At 71.2% G+C, this 14,803-nt stretch carries 16 protein-coding genes and 1 pseudogene; 8 read left to right on the top strand and 9 right to left on the bottom strand.

What is annotated here, in order from left to right; genetic code table 11:
- Positions 1 to 33: 33 nt before the first annotated feature.
- The 4 genes from LZP97_RS00760 to LZP97_RS00775 all read right to left on the bottom strand — a co-directional run bounded on the left by LZP97_RS00760 (position 34) and on the right by LZP97_RS00775 (position 2,988).
- A complete protein-coding gene (locus LZP97_RS00760; RefSeq protein WP_017679388.1) occupies positions 34 to 579 on the bottom strand; it encodes a hypothetical protein in 546 nt (181 codons plus the stop codon).
- Positions 576 to 866, bottom strand: a complete 291-nt coding sequence (locus LZP97_RS00765) for a helix-turn-helix transcriptional regulator (protein WP_010593119.1) — start codon at positions 864 to 866, stop codon at positions 576 to 578. The genes LZP97_RS00760 and LZP97_RS00765 overlap by 4 nt, the downstream gene beginning before the upstream one ends.
- 113 nt (positions 867 to 979) lie before the next feature.
- Positions 980 to 1,354, bottom strand: coding sequence for an RNA-binding S4 domain-containing protein (locus LZP97_RS00770; protein WP_010593118.1), 375 nt, complete (start codon positions 1,352 to 1,354; stop codon positions 980 to 982).
- Positions 1,351 to 2,988, bottom strand: a complete 1,638-nt coding sequence (locus tag LZP97_RS00775) for an ABC-F family ATP-binding cassette domain-containing protein (RefSeq protein WP_010593117.1) — start codon at positions 2,986 to 2,988, stop codon at positions 1,351 to 1,353. Before LZP97_RS00775 ends, LZP97_RS00770 begins: the two co-directional genes overlap by 4 nt.
- A gap of 86 nt (positions 2,989 to 3,074) precedes the next feature.
- Here LZP97_RS00775 and LZP97_RS00780 point away from each other — a divergent pair, with 86 nt between their 5' ends.
- Complete coding sequence (locus LZP97_RS00780) at positions 3,075 to 3,899, top strand: aldo/keto reductase (RefSeq protein WP_017679389.1); 825 nt, start codon at positions 3,075 to 3,077, stop codon at positions 3,897 to 3,899.
- Between the two features lie 143 nt (positions 3,900 to 4,042).
- On the opposite strand, the pseudogene LZP97_RS27460 reads toward LZP97_RS00780, so the two are convergent.
- Positions 4,043 to 5,727: pseudogene (locus tag LZP97_RS27460) on the bottom strand (transposase).
- A 192-nt stretch (positions 5,728 to 5,919) separates the two neighbouring features.
- Between LZP97_RS27460 and LZP97_RS00790 the strand changes: the two are divergent.
- Complete coding sequence (locus LZP97_RS00790) at positions 5,920 to 6,426, top strand: pyridoxamine 5'-phosphate oxidase family protein (RefSeq protein ID WP_010593115.1); 507 nt, start codon at positions 5,920 to 5,922, stop codon at positions 6,424 to 6,426.
- 76 nt (positions 6,427 to 6,502) lie between these two features.
- Here the strand turns inward: LZP97_RS00790 and LZP97_RS00795 are convergent, their stop codons facing one another.
- A complete protein-coding gene (locus LZP97_RS00795) occupies positions 6,503 to 7,567 on the bottom strand; it encodes a S1C family serine protease (protein WP_017679390.1) in 1,065 nt (354 codons plus the stop codon).
- Positions 7,564 to 8,664: an NAD(P)-binding domain-containing protein gene (locus tag LZP97_RS00800; RefSeq protein WP_048774103.1), complete on the bottom strand. Its 1,101-nt coding sequence runs from the start codon at positions 8,662 to 8,664 to the stop codon at positions 7,564 to 7,566. The genes LZP97_RS00795 and LZP97_RS00800 overlap by 4 nt, the downstream gene beginning before the upstream one ends.
- A 342-nt stretch (positions 8,665 to 9,006) precedes the next feature.
- On the opposite strand from LZP97_RS00800, the gene LZP97_RS00805 reads away from it, so the two are divergent.
- From LZP97_RS00805 to LZP97_RS00825, 5 genes are all read left to right on the top strand, one after another.
- Positions 9,007 to 9,894, top strand: coding sequence for an SPFH domain-containing protein (locus tag LZP97_RS00805; protein WP_010593112.1), 888 nt, complete (start codon positions 9,007 to 9,009; stop codon positions 9,892 to 9,894).
- 15 nt (positions 9,895 to 9,909) lie between these two features.
- Positions 9,910 to 10,110, top strand: a complete 201-nt coding sequence (locus LZP97_RS00810; protein ID WP_003936370.1) for a hypothetical protein — start codon at positions 9,910 to 9,912, stop codon at positions 10,108 to 10,110.
- A 70-nt stretch (positions 10,111 to 10,180) separates the two neighbouring features.
- Complete coding sequence (locus LZP97_RS00815; protein ID WP_010593111.1) at positions 10,181 to 10,912, top strand: enoyl-CoA hydratase; 732 nt, start codon at positions 10,181 to 10,183, stop codon at positions 10,910 to 10,912.
- Positions 10,913 to 11,039: 127 nt separating this feature from the next.
- Positions 11,040 to 12,155: an MBL fold metallo-hydrolase gene (locus tag LZP97_RS00820; RefSeq protein ID WP_048774097.1), complete on the top strand. Its 1,116-nt coding sequence runs from the start codon at positions 11,040 to 11,042 to the stop codon at positions 12,153 to 12,155.
- Positions 12,156 to 12,248: 93 nt separating this feature from the next.
- Positions 12,249 to 13,013 (top strand): ZIP family metal transporter, encoded by a 765-nt coding sequence (locus LZP97_RS00825; protein ID WP_082170429.1) that lies wholly within the window; start codon positions 12,249 to 12,251, stop codon positions 13,011 to 13,013.
- Between the two features lie 6 nt (positions 13,014 to 13,019).
- Here LZP97_RS00825 and LZP97_RS00830 read toward each other — a convergent pair whose 3' ends face one another.
- Both LZP97_RS00830 and LZP97_RS00835 read right to left on the bottom strand, forming a co-directional pair.
- Positions 13,020 to 13,364, bottom strand: coding sequence for a sporulation protein (locus LZP97_RS00830; RefSeq protein ID WP_010593107.1), 345 nt, complete (start codon positions 13,362 to 13,364; stop codon positions 13,020 to 13,022).
- A 51-nt stretch (positions 13,365 to 13,415) separates the two neighbouring features.
- A complete protein-coding gene (locus tag LZP97_RS00835) occupies positions 13,416 to 14,339 on the bottom strand; it encodes a LysR family transcriptional regulator (protein WP_010593106.1) in 924 nt (307 codons plus the stop codon).
- Positions 14,340 to 14,437: 98 nt separating this feature from the next.
- Here LZP97_RS00835 and LZP97_RS00840 point away from each other — a divergent pair, with 98 nt between their 5' ends.
- On the top strand, positions 14,438 to 14,803 hold the full coding sequence (locus tag LZP97_RS00840) for a YybH family protein (protein ID WP_048774094.1): 366 nt from the start codon (positions 14,438 to 14,440) through the stop codon (positions 14,801 to 14,803).

Here is a 14,803-nt window from a genome sequence, read left to right on the forward strand (position 1 = left end):
GTTTCCTCCGTCTTCCTCGGGTCGTTCTCTGCGTCAGTCGGTTTCGTCGGGATCGGGACTGTTCCAGGCGAGGATCATCGCGGGCAGGCACCCGCCGATCAGCGTCGCGGTCAGCGTCATGAGCCCGCCCGCATAGGCCATCCTGGGATGCATGCCGTCGGTCTGTACGCTGCCGACGACGAGATAGAGCACCGGAATCATCACCAGCGACTGGGTCACGGTCAGGGCGATCGAGCGAGCACTGTTGCGTTCCTGGATCTCTCGTTCGTCGAGTGCCGCGCGCGGGGCGTCGCCCTGCCTGCCGGAGACGATCTGCAGTGAGATCCACAGGGGGAAGAACGCCAGGCACGCCGGCAGCCACAGCAGTGGTCCCCGTTCGAAGAAGTGGCACAGCACGCCCACGGTGAACATGAGGACGAACGTGGCGGCGAGGGCCACGACGAGGATGCGACGGCGTCGTCGAGTGCGCCAGCGCGGCAACATGTTCCGGAACTTCTCCTCGTTCCTCAGGAAGCGCCGGGTGCGGTAGGCCTCGTACCGTTCGAGGAGAGTGGCATCGTGGACGGGCATCTCGGTCACTGTGCGTCACGTCCTTCGGTTGCGGTGCGGATTCGGTACACCTCGGTGGACAGCGGCCCGAACTCGGTGCGGGAGAACACGGCTTCGACCGGGAGGCCGAAGACGTCGCAGATGCGGAAGGCGAGGTCGAGGCTCGGGTAGTGGTCGCCGCGTTCGAGGGCGCCGACGGTCTGGGGATTGACCTCGACGAGTTCCGCGAGTTGCGCGCGGCTCATTCCGCGTTCCGCGCGCAGGACGCGGATGCGGTTGTGGATCGGCAGGGTTTCCCCCCGACGTACCGGGCTCATACAACGAATTGTTGTAAAAACCCAATGTTTCGTCAAGTGGGGGTCGCGGGGGAGCGCGCGAAACGGACATCGACAACTCTCGGTAGGTTCGCCGATGTCCGAAACGGGTGAGGCTACTCGAGCAGCCCGCGGAGCCGGTCGATCTCGCGCCGGTCCCGCTTGGTGGGCCGGCCCGTGCCGCGGTCGCGGCGGGGGAGGGAGGCGAGGATCTCCTTGGGCGGGGGTGGGGGACTGTGGTCCTCGTAGGCCTGTGCTGCGATCGGTGCACCCACCCGCTTGGTGAGCAGCTGCGTCACCCGCACGATCCGTTCCGCCCCGGCGACCCGGACCCGCACCTCGTCGCCGACCTTCACCGCCTGCGACGGCTTCGCGGGGGTGTCGTTGACCCGTACGTGCCCGCCCCGGCACGCGGCCGCAGCCGCGGAGCGCGTCTTGAACAGGCGTACCGCCCAGGTCCAGCTGTCCACCCGCACACTGCCCGGCGTCATGCCGGTTCCTCCGTCAGCCGCCCGCCGTCGAGGTGCCATCGGCGGGTCGAACGGGTGGTCGCAAGCATCCGGCGGTCGTGGGTGACCAGCATCAGCGTGCCCTCGAAGCTGTCGACGGCCTGCTCGAGCTGCTCGATCGCGGGCAGGTCCAGATGGTTCGTCGGTTCGTCGAGCACCAGCAGGTTCACCCCGCGGGCCTGGAGCAGGGCGAGTCCGGCCCGGGTGCGTTCCCCCGGCGACAGGGACGACGCGGACCGCAGCACGTGGTGACCCCTGAGCCCGAACTTGGCGAGCAGCGTCCGCACGTCCGCGTCCGGCCAGTCCGGCACCTGCGCGGCGAACGCGTCGACGAGCGGCTCGTCGCCCTCGAACAGCGCGCGTGCCTGGTCGACCTCGCCGATCTTCACGCCCGACCCGAGGGTCGCGGTGCCGGCGTCGGGGCGGATGCGGCCCAGCAGCGTGCGTAGCAGGGTCGTCTTCCCGGCGCCGTTCGGGCCGGTGAGAACGATCCGGTCGCCCCACTGCACCTGCGTGGTGACGGGCCCGAGCACGAAGTCGCCGCGGTCGACGCAGGCGCCGTCGAGGGTGGCCACCACCGTGCCGCTGCGCGGTGCCGCGGCGATCGACATGCGCAGCTCCCACTCCTTGCGCGGTTCCTCGACCACGTCGAGGCGCTCGATGCGGCGCTGCGTCTGCCGCGCCTTCGCCGCCTGCTTCTCGGTGGCCTCGGCGCGGAACTTCCTGCCGACCTTGTCGTTGTCCTTGGACTTGCGCCGGGCGTTGCGAACCCCGTGCTCGAGCCAGTTGCGTTGCATCCGGGCGCGATCCTCGAGCTCCTGCTTGGTGTCCGCGTACTCCTCGTACGTCTCGCGGGCGTGCCGCCGTGCCACCTCCCGCTCGACCAGGTACGCCTCGTAGCCGCCGTCGTACACCGCGATCTGTTGCTGGACCGGATCCAGTTCGACGATCCCGGTGACCGTGCGGGCCAGGAACTCGCGATCGTGGCTGATCACCATCAGCGCGGTGCGGGTCTCGGCGACGAACCGCTCGAGCTGATCGAGCCCGGCCAGATCGAGGTCGTTGGTGGGCTCGTCGAGCAGCAGCACGTCGTACCGCGAGAGCAGCAGGGCCGCCAGCCCGGCCCGCGCCGCCTGCCCTCCCGACAGCCCCGTCATGGGCGCGTCCAGCCCGACGTCGAGGCCCAGGTCGGCGACGACCTTCTCGGCGCGTTCGGCGAGATCCGCGCCGCCGAGCGCGAGCCACCGCTCCAGGGCGGGGGTGTAGTCGTCGACGTCGGTGCTCCCCAGCGCCTCGGCCGCCGCGTTCATCGCGTGCTCGGCCGCGGTGACACCCGTTCGACGGCCGAGGAAGCCGAGGATCGTCTCGCCCGGGACGCGCTCGGGTTCCTGGGCGAGATACCCGACCGTGGCGTCGGGCGGACCGAACGCGACCGTGCCGGTGACGTCGGCGGTGCCGACCCCGGCGAGCGTCGCGAGCAGGGTGGACTTGCCTGCGCCGTTCGCGCCGACCAGACCGATCACGTCGCCGGGCGCGACGGTCAGGTTCAGGTCGGTGAACAGGGTGCGTTCGCCCCGGGAGGCGGACAGGCCGCTGATGCGCAGTGTTGCAGTCACCTCTCGATTATCCCCACGCCCGCCGCGGGGTTTCCGGATGGTGGGATGCGGGGAACACCGGGCGGCCGGATCCGGTTGCGTCGATCATGACCGTTCCCACGATCACCCTCAACGACGGCAACACGATTCCGCAGCTCGGCTTCGGCCTGTGGCAGGTCGAGGACGAGCAGAGCTACGACGCGGTGACCGAGGCGCTGCGGGTGGGCTACCGCAGCATCGACACCGCGGCGATCTACGGCAACGAGGCGGGCACGGGCCGCGCGCTGCGCGACTCGGGCGTCCCCCGCGACGAGCTGTTCGTCACCACCAAGCTGTGGAACAGCGACCAGGGCTACGACTCGACGCTGCGCGCCTTCGACACGAGCCTCGCTCGGCTCGGCCTCGACTACGTCGACCTGTACCTGATCCACTGGCCGGCACCGGGCCAGGACCGCTACATCGACACCTTCCGCGCCTTCCAGAAGATCAAGGCCGAAGGCCGGGCCCGTTCGATCGGTGTCTCCAACTTCCGGATCGAGGACCTCGACCGGCTGATCGACACCGTCGGCGAGGTCCCGGCCGTCAACCAGATCGAGCTGCATCCGCGGTTCAACCAGGCCGAGCTGCGGGCCTACCACACCGGCAAGGGCATCGCCACGGAGGCGTGGAGTCCCCTCGGCCAGGGCACCGTGCTCGACGACCCCACGCTGACCTCGATCGCGCAGGCTCACGGCCGCAGCGTCGCGCAGGTGATCCTGCGCTGGCACATCCAGCTCGGCAACATCGTCATCCCCAAGTCCGTCACCCCCGAGCGCATCGCGAGCAACTTCGACGTCTTCGGCTTCGAGCTGACCGCGGACGACCTCGACCGGATCCGCGGGCTGCACGACGACAGCGGCCGCATCGGCGGCGACCCCAGCACGTTCTCCTGATCGGCGGCGGCGGCGGCGGTGGTGGTGGTGACCGAATGTGACACGCGTTCGATCTGCGGGCTGTTGCGAAATCGCCGAGGGTCCGCGACCGCGAACCAAAGCGCCGGTCCCGGGGCGGGGTCTCCCGCCCCGGGACCACCGCCTCACACAGCGGCCGGCAACCCGCCCCCACCCACCGCAGCGAGGATCTTGCCGATGTTGTGCACCGCGGCATGAAAACTCCACTCACCACGGGCACGGACCAGTCCCCGGCCGGTGAACCGCCGAAAATTCAGATTGTGTTTGGCATGCCCGAACGGAGTCTCGGCAATGTGAGAACGCTTGCGGTAGGTGGCGATTCCCTCCTCGGTGCGCAACCGGTGGGCCATCACCTCGACCGGTGAAGCCTCGACCGGCGCCGGCCCAGACACCGGTGTGTGCCGGGCCGCGTGTTCGAGGTGGCGGGCCTTGCCGCGGGCGATCAACCGGTCCGGTCCCGGCGCGGTGATGTTGGCTTCGGAGAAGTACCCGGCATCGGCGAGCAGCATCCCGATCCCCTCGCCGTCGGTGCCGTCGGTGCCGTCCGTATCGGCGGTGCCGGTGGGGCGGGCAGCGATGATCGACCCGGCAGCGGCCACCGCCGCCTGCATCATCGGCACGAACGTCGGCGCATCGGTGGGATTGGCCGCCACCGACACCGCCATGATCAGCCCGTCACCGCTGGTCACGGCCTGACAGTTGAACCCCTGCACCCAGCCGCCACCACGCAACGGTTGCAACCCGGACTCCGGGTCGGTGGTGTTGACCACCCGCTCGGGCCGGCCCTCGGTGTCGGCATCGGCTCGTGCCGCCGCGACCGCAGTCGCCGCCGCCGCTGCGGCGGTGGCACGAGCCAGACGTGCCCGGGCCTTGATCACCTTCGGGTCCTGCCCGGCCGGCCGGATCACCCAGCCACCGTATCGGTGGCCTTTCGCTGCCGCTTCGGCCCGCCGCTGCTCGTACCGCCGAACTTTCGCGGCATGGGCAGCCAGGGTCTTCTCCAACGCCAGTTCCGCTGCCGCGACCGCCGCCGAGGCGGGCGGGGCACCCATCGGCATCTGCCCGCCGCGGGCCTGCTCGAGATACAGACGGGCCGAGGTGTCCTTGTCGGCCCGGGCCTGCTCGTCGGCGGCGCGGGCAGCGTCGAGTGCGGCGATCGCCTCGCTGATCCGCGCTGCCCGTGACCGGGGGTCGGTCAACGCCGGTGGGACCGAACCGGGACCGCGGTCGCCGTGATCGTGGGGTTCGTCTTCGGCGGCATCGGTGGCCGCATGCGCGGCCACCGCTGCCGCCGCCACTGCTCGGGCGTGGGCGGCGGCTTCGGCCCGCACCGACGATTCGGTGCGGTTGGCGCCGCCGAGGCGTTGGAGGCGATCTTGACCGAGTCCAACGCGATGGTCTCCAGCCGGCCCAGTCCCAGGGCTGCAGCCAGCAGCAGGACCTGGGTGAACAGGTCTTCGCAGGCGGTGGCGTGGGTTTTGCGGAACCGGGCGATCGTCACGTGATCGGGGATGTCCTGGGCGCAGATCACCCGGTAGGCCACGTCCTCGGTGCACAGCCGTTCGATGCGGCGGGAGGAGCGTTCCCCGCGGGACCAGGCCCACACCAGCAAGGTGAGCAGCATGTCCGGGTGGTAGCCGGCACGGCCGGCGCCACCGGTCTTGGCGGTCCGATGGAATGCGGTGGTGTCGATCCGGTCGATGATGTCGATGACCGTCCACACGGGATGGTCGGTGCCGAGCCAGTCGCGCATGTCCGGGGGGATCAGGAACTGCTGGTCACGATCGACGGGTCGATATCCTTTGGCCACCAACGGATTCTACACGAAACCGCAGGTCAGCCCCGCCGTGACATGACGGGGCCGACCCACGATTCTGCAACAACCCCTCTGATCGACGCAATGTGACATTCGGTCACCGCGTTCGGCCTGCACGATGAGTTCTCCCGGTCCGGCCGGTCCGTATCGATACGGGCTCCGGCCGGAGCCGGGAGAGGAGTCGTCGTGAGTACACCGGTCACCACCACCGTCGATGCGCGTTTCGGGGACGACGGGGAGCCGCCCCTGCCGTGGTCCGACACCGAGGAGCTGCTCGAGTCCGCACAGCTGTACTGGCTCAGCACGGTCCGGCGCGACGGCGTCCCGCATGTGACGCCGCTGATCGGACTGTGGCATGCGGGCGGATTCGTCTTCTGCACGGGTCCGGGTGAGCAGAAGACCCACAACCTGCGGCACAACGATGCCGTCGCGGTCACCACGGGTGTCGCGACCTGGGCGGCCGGCACGGACGTCGTCGTCGAGGGCCGCGCCCACCGGGTCACCGACGGCGACGCGCTACACGCCGTCGCCGAGGCGTACTACGTCAAGTACGGCCAGCAGTGGCGTTTCGAGGTCCACGGTGACGCCGTCGGTCCGGTGGACGATCCGGGCTGGGTCTTCCGCGTCGTGCCGAGCAAGGTGCTCGTCTTCGCCAAGGGCCCGTTCGGCCAGACCACGCACCGGTTCGCCTGAGCTGCCCGTGGGCCGAATGTCACATCCGGTCGATGTGATCGACTGAATGTGACATTCGGCCAAAGGGGTTCGGGGGTCAGCGCGGCGGGCCGACGTCCAGGACGACGCGGGCGGTGCGGTGCCGGCCGGTGACGTCGAGCCAGCCGATCTCCACGCTGTCGCCCGGACGGCGCGCCATCAGCATGTCCTCGAGGTCCACCGTGGTCGAGACGGGGCGCCCGTCGAACGCGACGATGACGTCGCCGATCTCGAGGCCGGTGCCGGCGGCGGGGGTGCCGTAGCCGACCCACAGCACTTCGGCGCCCGTTTCCTCGTTGCCGGTCCGGTCGGTGGTGACGCTCACGCCGAGCAGCGGGGTCGGGCCGACGTGCACCGTCCCCGCGCTCGTCCCGGTACGGACCTGGTCCACCACGTCGAGGGCGGTTCCGATGGGCACTGCGTACGCCTCGGGTGGATCGGGGACGGCGGCCGGGTCCGGTTCGACCGCCCCGGCGGTGTTGACCCCCACGACGGTGCCGAACGCGTCGACGAGCGGACCACCGGAGTCTCCGGGCCGGATCGCCGCGCTGACCTGCAGCATTCCGCGCAACCGACGTAGCGATCCGTCCATCGAGTCGCGCACCGACACCGTCTTGTCGACGGCGACGATCGTGCCGGGTGCCGGCACGACGACGCCGCCGCCGTCCGCGTTGCCGAAGGCCGTCACGGGCGAGCCCGGTTGGGGAAGGGGCGTCTCGGTCACGGCCGCGACGGGCAGACCGGCGGCGGAGCCGAGTTGCAGTACGGCGATGTCGAGGGTGGAGTCGTAGCCGAGCACCGCGACGTCGTAGCTCGCGCCGGTGTGGGGGCTCACCGCGCTGATGTCGGTGGCTCCGGTGACGACATGGTGGTTGGTGAGCACCGTGCCGTCGGCCGTGAGGACGATGCCGGTGCCCGAGATGCCGCGCCAGCCGCGGTTCGCGGTGAGGGTGACGACGGCCGGAGCGATCCGTGCCGAAACCTCCTCCGCCGTCGGCGGCACGATCGGCAGAGCGGGCGCCGCGGGCGGTGGTGGCGGCACAGCGATCTCGACCGTCGCCGGTGCGGTGAGCACCAGGCCGGCGGCCACCATCGCCAGAACGGCGCCGAGGCGGCGGATCACGGCCCCGGCGCGGTGGCCGCGAGGTGGTCGACGAGTTCGCGGGCGGCGGCGCGACCGGCGCGGTTCGCGCCGATGGTCGACGCCGAGGGCCCGTATCCGACGAGATGGATCCGCGGGTCCGCGGCGACCTGCGTCGCCAGCTTGCCCGTCATGGTGATGCCGCCGCCGGGATTGCGCAGGCCGAGGGGGGCGAGGTGGTCGAGGGAACTGCGAAAGCCGGTGCACCACAGGATGACGTCCACGTCGAGCGTGGTGCCGTCGGACCATCGGACGCCGGTCTCGGTGATCTCGTCGAACATCGCGAGGCGGTCGAGTGCGCCGCGTTCACGCGCCGCGCGGATCGCGGGCGTGACCGGCAGGCCGGTCACCGATACCACCGATCCCGGCGGCAGGCCCCGCCGGACCCGGTCCTCGACGAGTGCGACGGCGGACCGCCCGAGCTCCGGCGTGAAATCCTCGTCACGCCAAGCAGGTTCGCGGCGGGTGACCCAGGTGGTGTCGGTGACGCGGGAGATCTCGTCGAGCAGCTGCACCGCCGAGATGCCGCCCCCGACGACGAGGACGTGCCGGCCGGCGAACTCGTCGGCGCTGCGGTAGTCCCGGGTGTGCAGCTGTCGTCCGCGGAAGCGCATCGCCCCCGGGTACCAGGGCACGAAGGGGTGTTCCCACGTGCCGGTGGCGTTGACCAGCCCGCGGGCGGAATACACCCCGTGGTCGGTCTCCACCCGCAGGCGCTCGCCGCGGTCGCACACCACGCCGACCTGGACGGGGCGGTGCACCGGCAGGTGAAAGCGCGCCTCGTAGGCGCGGTAGTACTCGGGCACCGCGGAGGAGGCCGGGACCTGTCCTGCGGTGGTGTCGACCGCCTCGGAGAACGGCCACCCCGGCAGGTCGTGCACTCCGTTGACGGTGCTCAGTGTCAGGGAGGGCCACCGCTGCTGCCATGCGCCGCCGGGGCCGAACGACCGGTCCAGGACGACGAACCCGGACTGCGGTTCGATGCCGAATCGTCGCAGGAAGTAGGCGGTGGACAGCCCGGCCTGACCCGCGCCGATCACGACGACGTCGACGGTGGTGGCCGGTGTGTCCGTCGTCATCACCGCTCTCCCTTCCGTGGGTCCGTCTTCATGATGCACCGACGTGTCCGTCGCATGATGCACCGACGTGTCCGTCGCATGATGCACCGACGTGTCCGTCGCATGATGCACCGACGTGTCCGTCGCATGATGCACCGACGTGTCCGTCGCATGATGCACCGACGTGTCCGTCGCATGATGCACCGACGTGTCCGTCGCATGATGCACCGACGTGTCCGTCGCATGATGCACCGACGTGTCCGTCGCATGATGCACCGACGTGTCCGTCGCCGCTGTCCGGCCGGCCGATAATGTGATATCACTTTAATATCTCATTGGAGTCTCCGGAAAGGGAGTCCCGCCATGTCCGCCACCTCCTCCGTCGTCACGGAGCGGCCCGGAAGGTCCGTCAACGGCTGGTCCGTCCTCGCGATCGCGCTCACCGTGGACATCGCGGCCGTGGCGCTCGCCGTGTTCGGCGCGCTGAACCACAACGTCGCGCTCGTCGTGGTCGGCGCGGTGCTGGTCGTCCCGGCCACCGTCGCGCTCGCCGGCCTGGTCCTCGTCGAGCCCAACGAGGCGCGGGTGCTGCAGTTGCTCGGCAGCTCGTACTCGGGCACCCTCCGGAAGGACGGGTTGCGGTGGATGAACCCGCTCAACACCCGCCGCAAGGTTTCGACCCGGATCCGCAACCACGAGACCGGGATCGCGAAGGTCAACGACGCCGACGGCAACCCCATCGAGATCTCGGCGGTCATCGTGTGGCAGGTCGAGGACACCGCCCGGGCCGTGTTCGATGTCGACGACTTCGAGGAGTTCGTCGCCGTGCAGACCGAGGCGGCCGTCCGTCACATCGCCGGCAGCTACCCGTACGACGCGGGCCCGGAGACGTTGTCGCTGCGGCAGAACGCCGACGAGATCACCACGAGGCTGTCCGCCGAAGTCGACGAGCGGGTCGGATCCGCCGGCGTGCGGGTCGTCGAATCCCGGATCAACCGGCTCGCGTACGCGCCCGAGATCGCGCAGGCCATGTTGCGCCGGCAGCAGGCGGGTGCGGTCATCGCCGCGCGTGAGCAGATCGTCAAGGGCGCGGTCGGCATGGTCGCAACCGCCCTCGAACAGCTCGAGAAGGAACACACCATCGAACTCGACGAGGAGCGCAGGGCCGCGATGGTGAGCAACCTGCTCGTGGTCCTGTGCGGCGACCAGAGCGCGCAACCGGTGCTCAACACCGGATCGCTCTACGCCTGACGCGTCGTCGACACGATGGCCGAACGCAAGAAGCTGCTGCTCCGGCTCGACCCTGCGGTCCACGACGCCCTCGCACGCTGGGCCGCCGACGAGTTGCGCAGCACCAACGCCCAGATCGAGTTCCTGCTCCGTCGTGCGCTGAGCGAGGCCGGACGCATGCCACGCGAGGCCGGGCGCATCCGCAAGCCCGGCCGGCCGCGCGCGGACGAGGACTGACGCGGAGCGCCCTCGCGCCCGCCCCCGGCGGGTGCGATGATGCGTGCCGTCGACGAAAGGTGAAGCACACATGATGGGGATCAGCCGTGACGGCGACGTGGTCACGCTCGAACTGCGGCGCGAGGAGCGCCGCAACGCGCTCAACACCGAGCTGTGCGTCCAGGTCCGGGAGGGGCTCGAGGAGGCCCTCGACGGGGGTGCGCGTGCGGTCGTGATCACCGGGCGCGGCTCGAGCTTCTGTGCCGGCGCCGACCTGTCGGGCGACGTCTACGCGGAAGGATTCCTCGACAGCCTAGGGGAGATGCTCCGTGCGATCCAGGAGGCGCCCGTCCCGGTGATCGCCGCGATCAACGGCCCCGCGATCGGTGCGGGCACCCAGCTCGCTCTCGCGGCGGACCTGCGGGTCGTCGCCCCGGGCGCCCGATTCGCGATTCCGGCGGCGCGTCTCGGTATCTCGGTGGACCGGTGGACGGTCCGGCGGCTGGTCTCCCTGCTCGGCGGCGGCCCCGCGCGGGCCGTGTTGCTCGCCGCCGAACCGGTCGACGCCCACGAGGCGGTCGACCGCGGTCTGGCCAACCGGATCGGCGACCTCGTCGCCGCGCAGTCCTGGGCACGCGAGATCGCCGAACTCGCCCCCTTGTCGCTGCACGCGATGAAGCTGTTCCTCAACGACGACGGCACGCGCGACGAGCCGTCGCCCGAGCAGACGGCCGCGCTCGCCGCGGCGTGGCTCAGCGAGGACGCCCAGGAGGCGCGCCAGGCCCGCTCGGAACGCCGGGCGCCGGTCTTCCGCGGTCGCTGAGCGCGCCCGCGTTCGTGCAGCCGTGCGCGCCCGCGCTCGTGCAGCCGTGCGCGCCCGCGCTCGTGCAGCCGTGCGCGCCCGCGCTTGTACAGCCAGCCGTGCGCGCCCGCGCCCCTACAGTGGTGGAGTGAGCGTCAAGCAGACCGCCTCGTCCGCCCTTGCCGGTGCCGGCTTGCTGTGGGTGGCGCGGGCCGCCCGCGGCGTCCCGGGCTCGATCGGCGCGACCCCGGCGGACATCCGTCCGTACGCCGCCGGCTCACCCCGGTATCGGAACGGGCGCTTCCACAACTCGGAGCCGAGCAGCACCGTGCTGCCCGAGGCCGGCGGCAGCCTCGTCAAGGACATGCTCACCCGCCGGTCCTCGGGTGTGCCGCGCGACGCGGTGCCGCTCGCGCCGCCGCTCGCGCCGGTGCAGGCCGCGGAGCTCGCGGTGACCTGGTACGGACACTCGAGCGCCCTCCTCGAGATCGACGGCCACCGGATCCTCGCCGACCCGGTGTGGAGCGAGCGGGTCTCGCCGTCGGCCGCCGTGGGGCCGGCCCGGCTGCACCCGTCGCCGGTCGAACTCACGGAACTGCCGCCGATCGACGCCGTCGTGATCTCCCACGACCACTACGACCACCTCGACCGCGAGACCGTCGAGGCGCTGGCGGCCACGCAGCCCGAGGCCCGGTTCCTGGTCCCGCTCGGTGTGGGCGCGCACCTGCGCCGGTGGCGGATCCCCGCCGACCGGATCGTCGAGCTGGACTGGGACCAGCACACCGAGGTGGGTGCGCTCACCGTCACCTGCACCGAGGCGCGGCACTTCTCCGGCCGTGGCCTGATCCGCAACATCACGTTGTGGTCCTCGTGGGTGATCGCCGGGCCGACGCGACGGGTGTTCTTCGGCGGCGACAGCGGCTACACACCCCGGTTCGCCGACCTGGGGGACCGCTACGGGCCCTTCGACCTGACGCTGCTGCCGGTAGGCGCGTACGACCCGCGCTGGCCCGACGTGCACATGAACCCGGAGGAGGCGGTGCGCACCCACACCGACCTCGGCGGCGGTGACCATCCCAGCCTGCTCGTCCCCGTGCACTGGGGCACCTTCAATCTGGCGTTCCACGCATGGTCCGAGCCGATCGCGCGGCTCCTGCCGGCCGCGCGCACGGAGGGGGTACCCACGGCCGTACCGATGCCGGGGCAGCGGATCGACGTGCTGCGGCCGGGCTCGCAGGTTCCGTGGTGGGTTCCGCTCGGCTGACTTCGGTGCGCCGGTAGGGTTTCCGGCCTGCCACACGGGGTATCCGGCCGTCCGTCGGGGCGAGTCGGAGGGAGGCCGGTCATCGTCGAATCGTTGATCTTCGGGATCGTCGCGTCGAGCGCGCTGGTGCTCGGGGCGTTGGTGGGCGGCTGGGTGGAGATCCCCAAACGCGTTCTCGCGGCGATGCTGGCGTTCGCCGCCGGCGCGCTCATCACCGCCCTGTCGTTCGAGTTGTTCGAGGATTCGTACGAGAAGGGCGGCATCTGGCGCGCGGCGATCGGCCTCGCGGTCGGCGCGATCGTGTTCACCGTGCTCAGCGCGTGGTTGGACCGGGTGGCCGAGGGTCGGCGCGAAAAGGACCACGGCAGTGAGAAACTCGACGTCGATGCCGCCGCCGAGGGAACCACGCCGTCGTCGTCGTCGGTCAGCGGGGCGGCCGGTCTGGCGCTGCTGGCGGCGGTCACCCTCGACGGGGTGCCCGAGAACGTGGCGCTGGGTGTGTCGCTGGGGGAGGGCACCGGCGGTCTCGCTCTGCTGGTCGCGATCTTCGTGTCCAACTTCCCGGAGTCGCTCGTCGGCAGCGCCTCCATGCGCGCCCAGGGCCGGTCCCGGAGGTACATCGTCGGGATGTGGGTGGCGTGCGCCGCACTGCTGACCGTCGCCGTCGTCGTCGGGGCCGGGCCGCTCGCGGTGACCCCGCCCGAGACGATCTCCCTGCCGTTGGCGTTCGCGGCGGGCGCGGTGCTGGCCTCGCTGGCCGACACCCTGATGCCGGAGGCCTACGAGAAGGGCGGTCCCACGGTGGCGCTGAGCACCGCCGCGGGATTCGTGCTCTCGTTCGTCCTCGCGACGCTGTGAGCGGCGTCAGCTCGCCGCGGCGGCCCGCCTGCGTTCGACGAGTGCCCGCGTGACGAAGAAGGCGATCGCCACACTCGCGACGGTGCGCACCAGCCGGTTGACGTCCACGGCCGGCTGCCACGACAGCTTGCCGCCGCTGATGACGTACGCGCCCACCGGGCGAGCACCCACCCCGAAGCCGCCGCCTTCGCCGTTCTCCCCGTCGGGTGAGTAGCCTCCGCCGCCGCCGGCACCGCCGGAGACCACGGCCGCGGTGATGACGGTCAGGCCGTCCTTCTCGATCGGTTCCGAGTACACGCGCTTGACGGTCACCGTGTCGCGCGCCTTGGCCATCAGGTCCTCGAGATTCACTTCCGCCCCCTGTCCGTCGTGGATTCGACTCCGGCCGACCGGCCGCGCCCCTCATTCTCGGCCGTGACCGGGCGCCGGGGAAGTGCCCAAGGTCCCTGCGAGCGCGAAGGCGCGGCGACTGTGCCGGACGAGTTCGCGCAGTGCCGGCGCGCCGGTATCGGACCAGATCAGCGACAGCACCGCGGGCGCGGTGGCGTCGTCCACGGCGAGCCCGCACAACCGGCCCTCGACGTGCGCGGCCATCGAGCGGCTGAGGATCGCCACGCCCAGTCCACGGGCGGCCAGGTCGGCGACGGTGTCCGGGGAACTGGCCTGCAGGGCGATGTCGGGGCGCAGGCCGGCGGCGGCGCACGCCCGGTCGAACACGGTCCGGATCCCGGTGCCCGGGGGCATGGACACGACGGGATGGGCGCACACGTCCGCGAGGGTGAGAGGTGCGCGTCCGGTCAGGGGGTGACCGGGCGGCACGGCGGCGACGATCGGTTCGCTGACGAGGGTGAGCGCCTCGAGGCCCGGGGGCGGGGCGGCGGCGGTGCCGACGAGGGCGAGGTCCACGGTGGCGGCACGTACCCGCTCGACGAGCCGGTCGGAGGCATCCTCGACGAGGGTGATCTCGACCCCCGGGTGCGCGCGGTGGAACGCGGCGAGCGCGTCGAACAGCCCGGTGACGGTGCAGGCGGTGACCATGCCGACCACCAGCCGTCCCCGGATCAGGGTCGTCACCTCCTCGACAGCCTGCCGGGCGGCCGCGGCGGAGGCCAACGCCGCCCGGGCGTGCGGCAGCGCCGCCTGCCCGGCCGCGGTCAGGGTGGCGGCGCGGGTGGAGCGGTCGAACAGGGCGGCGCCGAGGTCGTGCTCGAGCTGGCGGATCTGGGCGCTGATCCCGGACTGGCTGATGTGGACGCGGTGGGCGGCCCGGGTGAAGTTCGCCTCCTCGGCCACCGCGACGAAGTACGCGAGCTGCCGCAGTTCCATAAGCTCGGATTCTAGTTTCGATCAGAACAATCTGTTGGACTTCTCATTGCAGGAGTCGGAGGCTGGAGGAGTCCCACCCGTCCGTAGAGAGGATCGCCGTGTCCGATGCAGAGAAGGCCTGGCAGCCCGAGGATCTCACCCGCCTGTTCGTCGAGCGCTCCAACGCCGGCGACGCGGCGGGCGTCGCCGCCCTGTACGAGGAGGACGCCGTGATGGCCTACCCGCCGGGTAGTCGCACGGTGGGACGCGAGGCCATCCGCCGCCTGTGGGAGCAGGTGCTCGAGCACGCGCCCCGATTCGAGCCCGAGCCGTCGCTGCCGACCCTCATCAGTGGTGACCTCGCGCTGACCGCCACACCGCCGAAGGACGGCGCCGGCGCCCGGGCCCAGGTGGCCCGCCGCCAGCCCGACGGCAGCTGGCTGCGGGTGCTCGACCAGCCCGAGTTCGTCCGCCCGGACCGCTGA

The sequence above is a fragment of the Rhodococcus sp. DMF-1 genome (genome assembly GCF_021441945.1).
Classification (GTDB): Bacteria; Actinomycetota; Actinomycetes; order Mycobacteriales; family Mycobacteriaceae; genus Rhodococcus; species Rhodococcus ruber.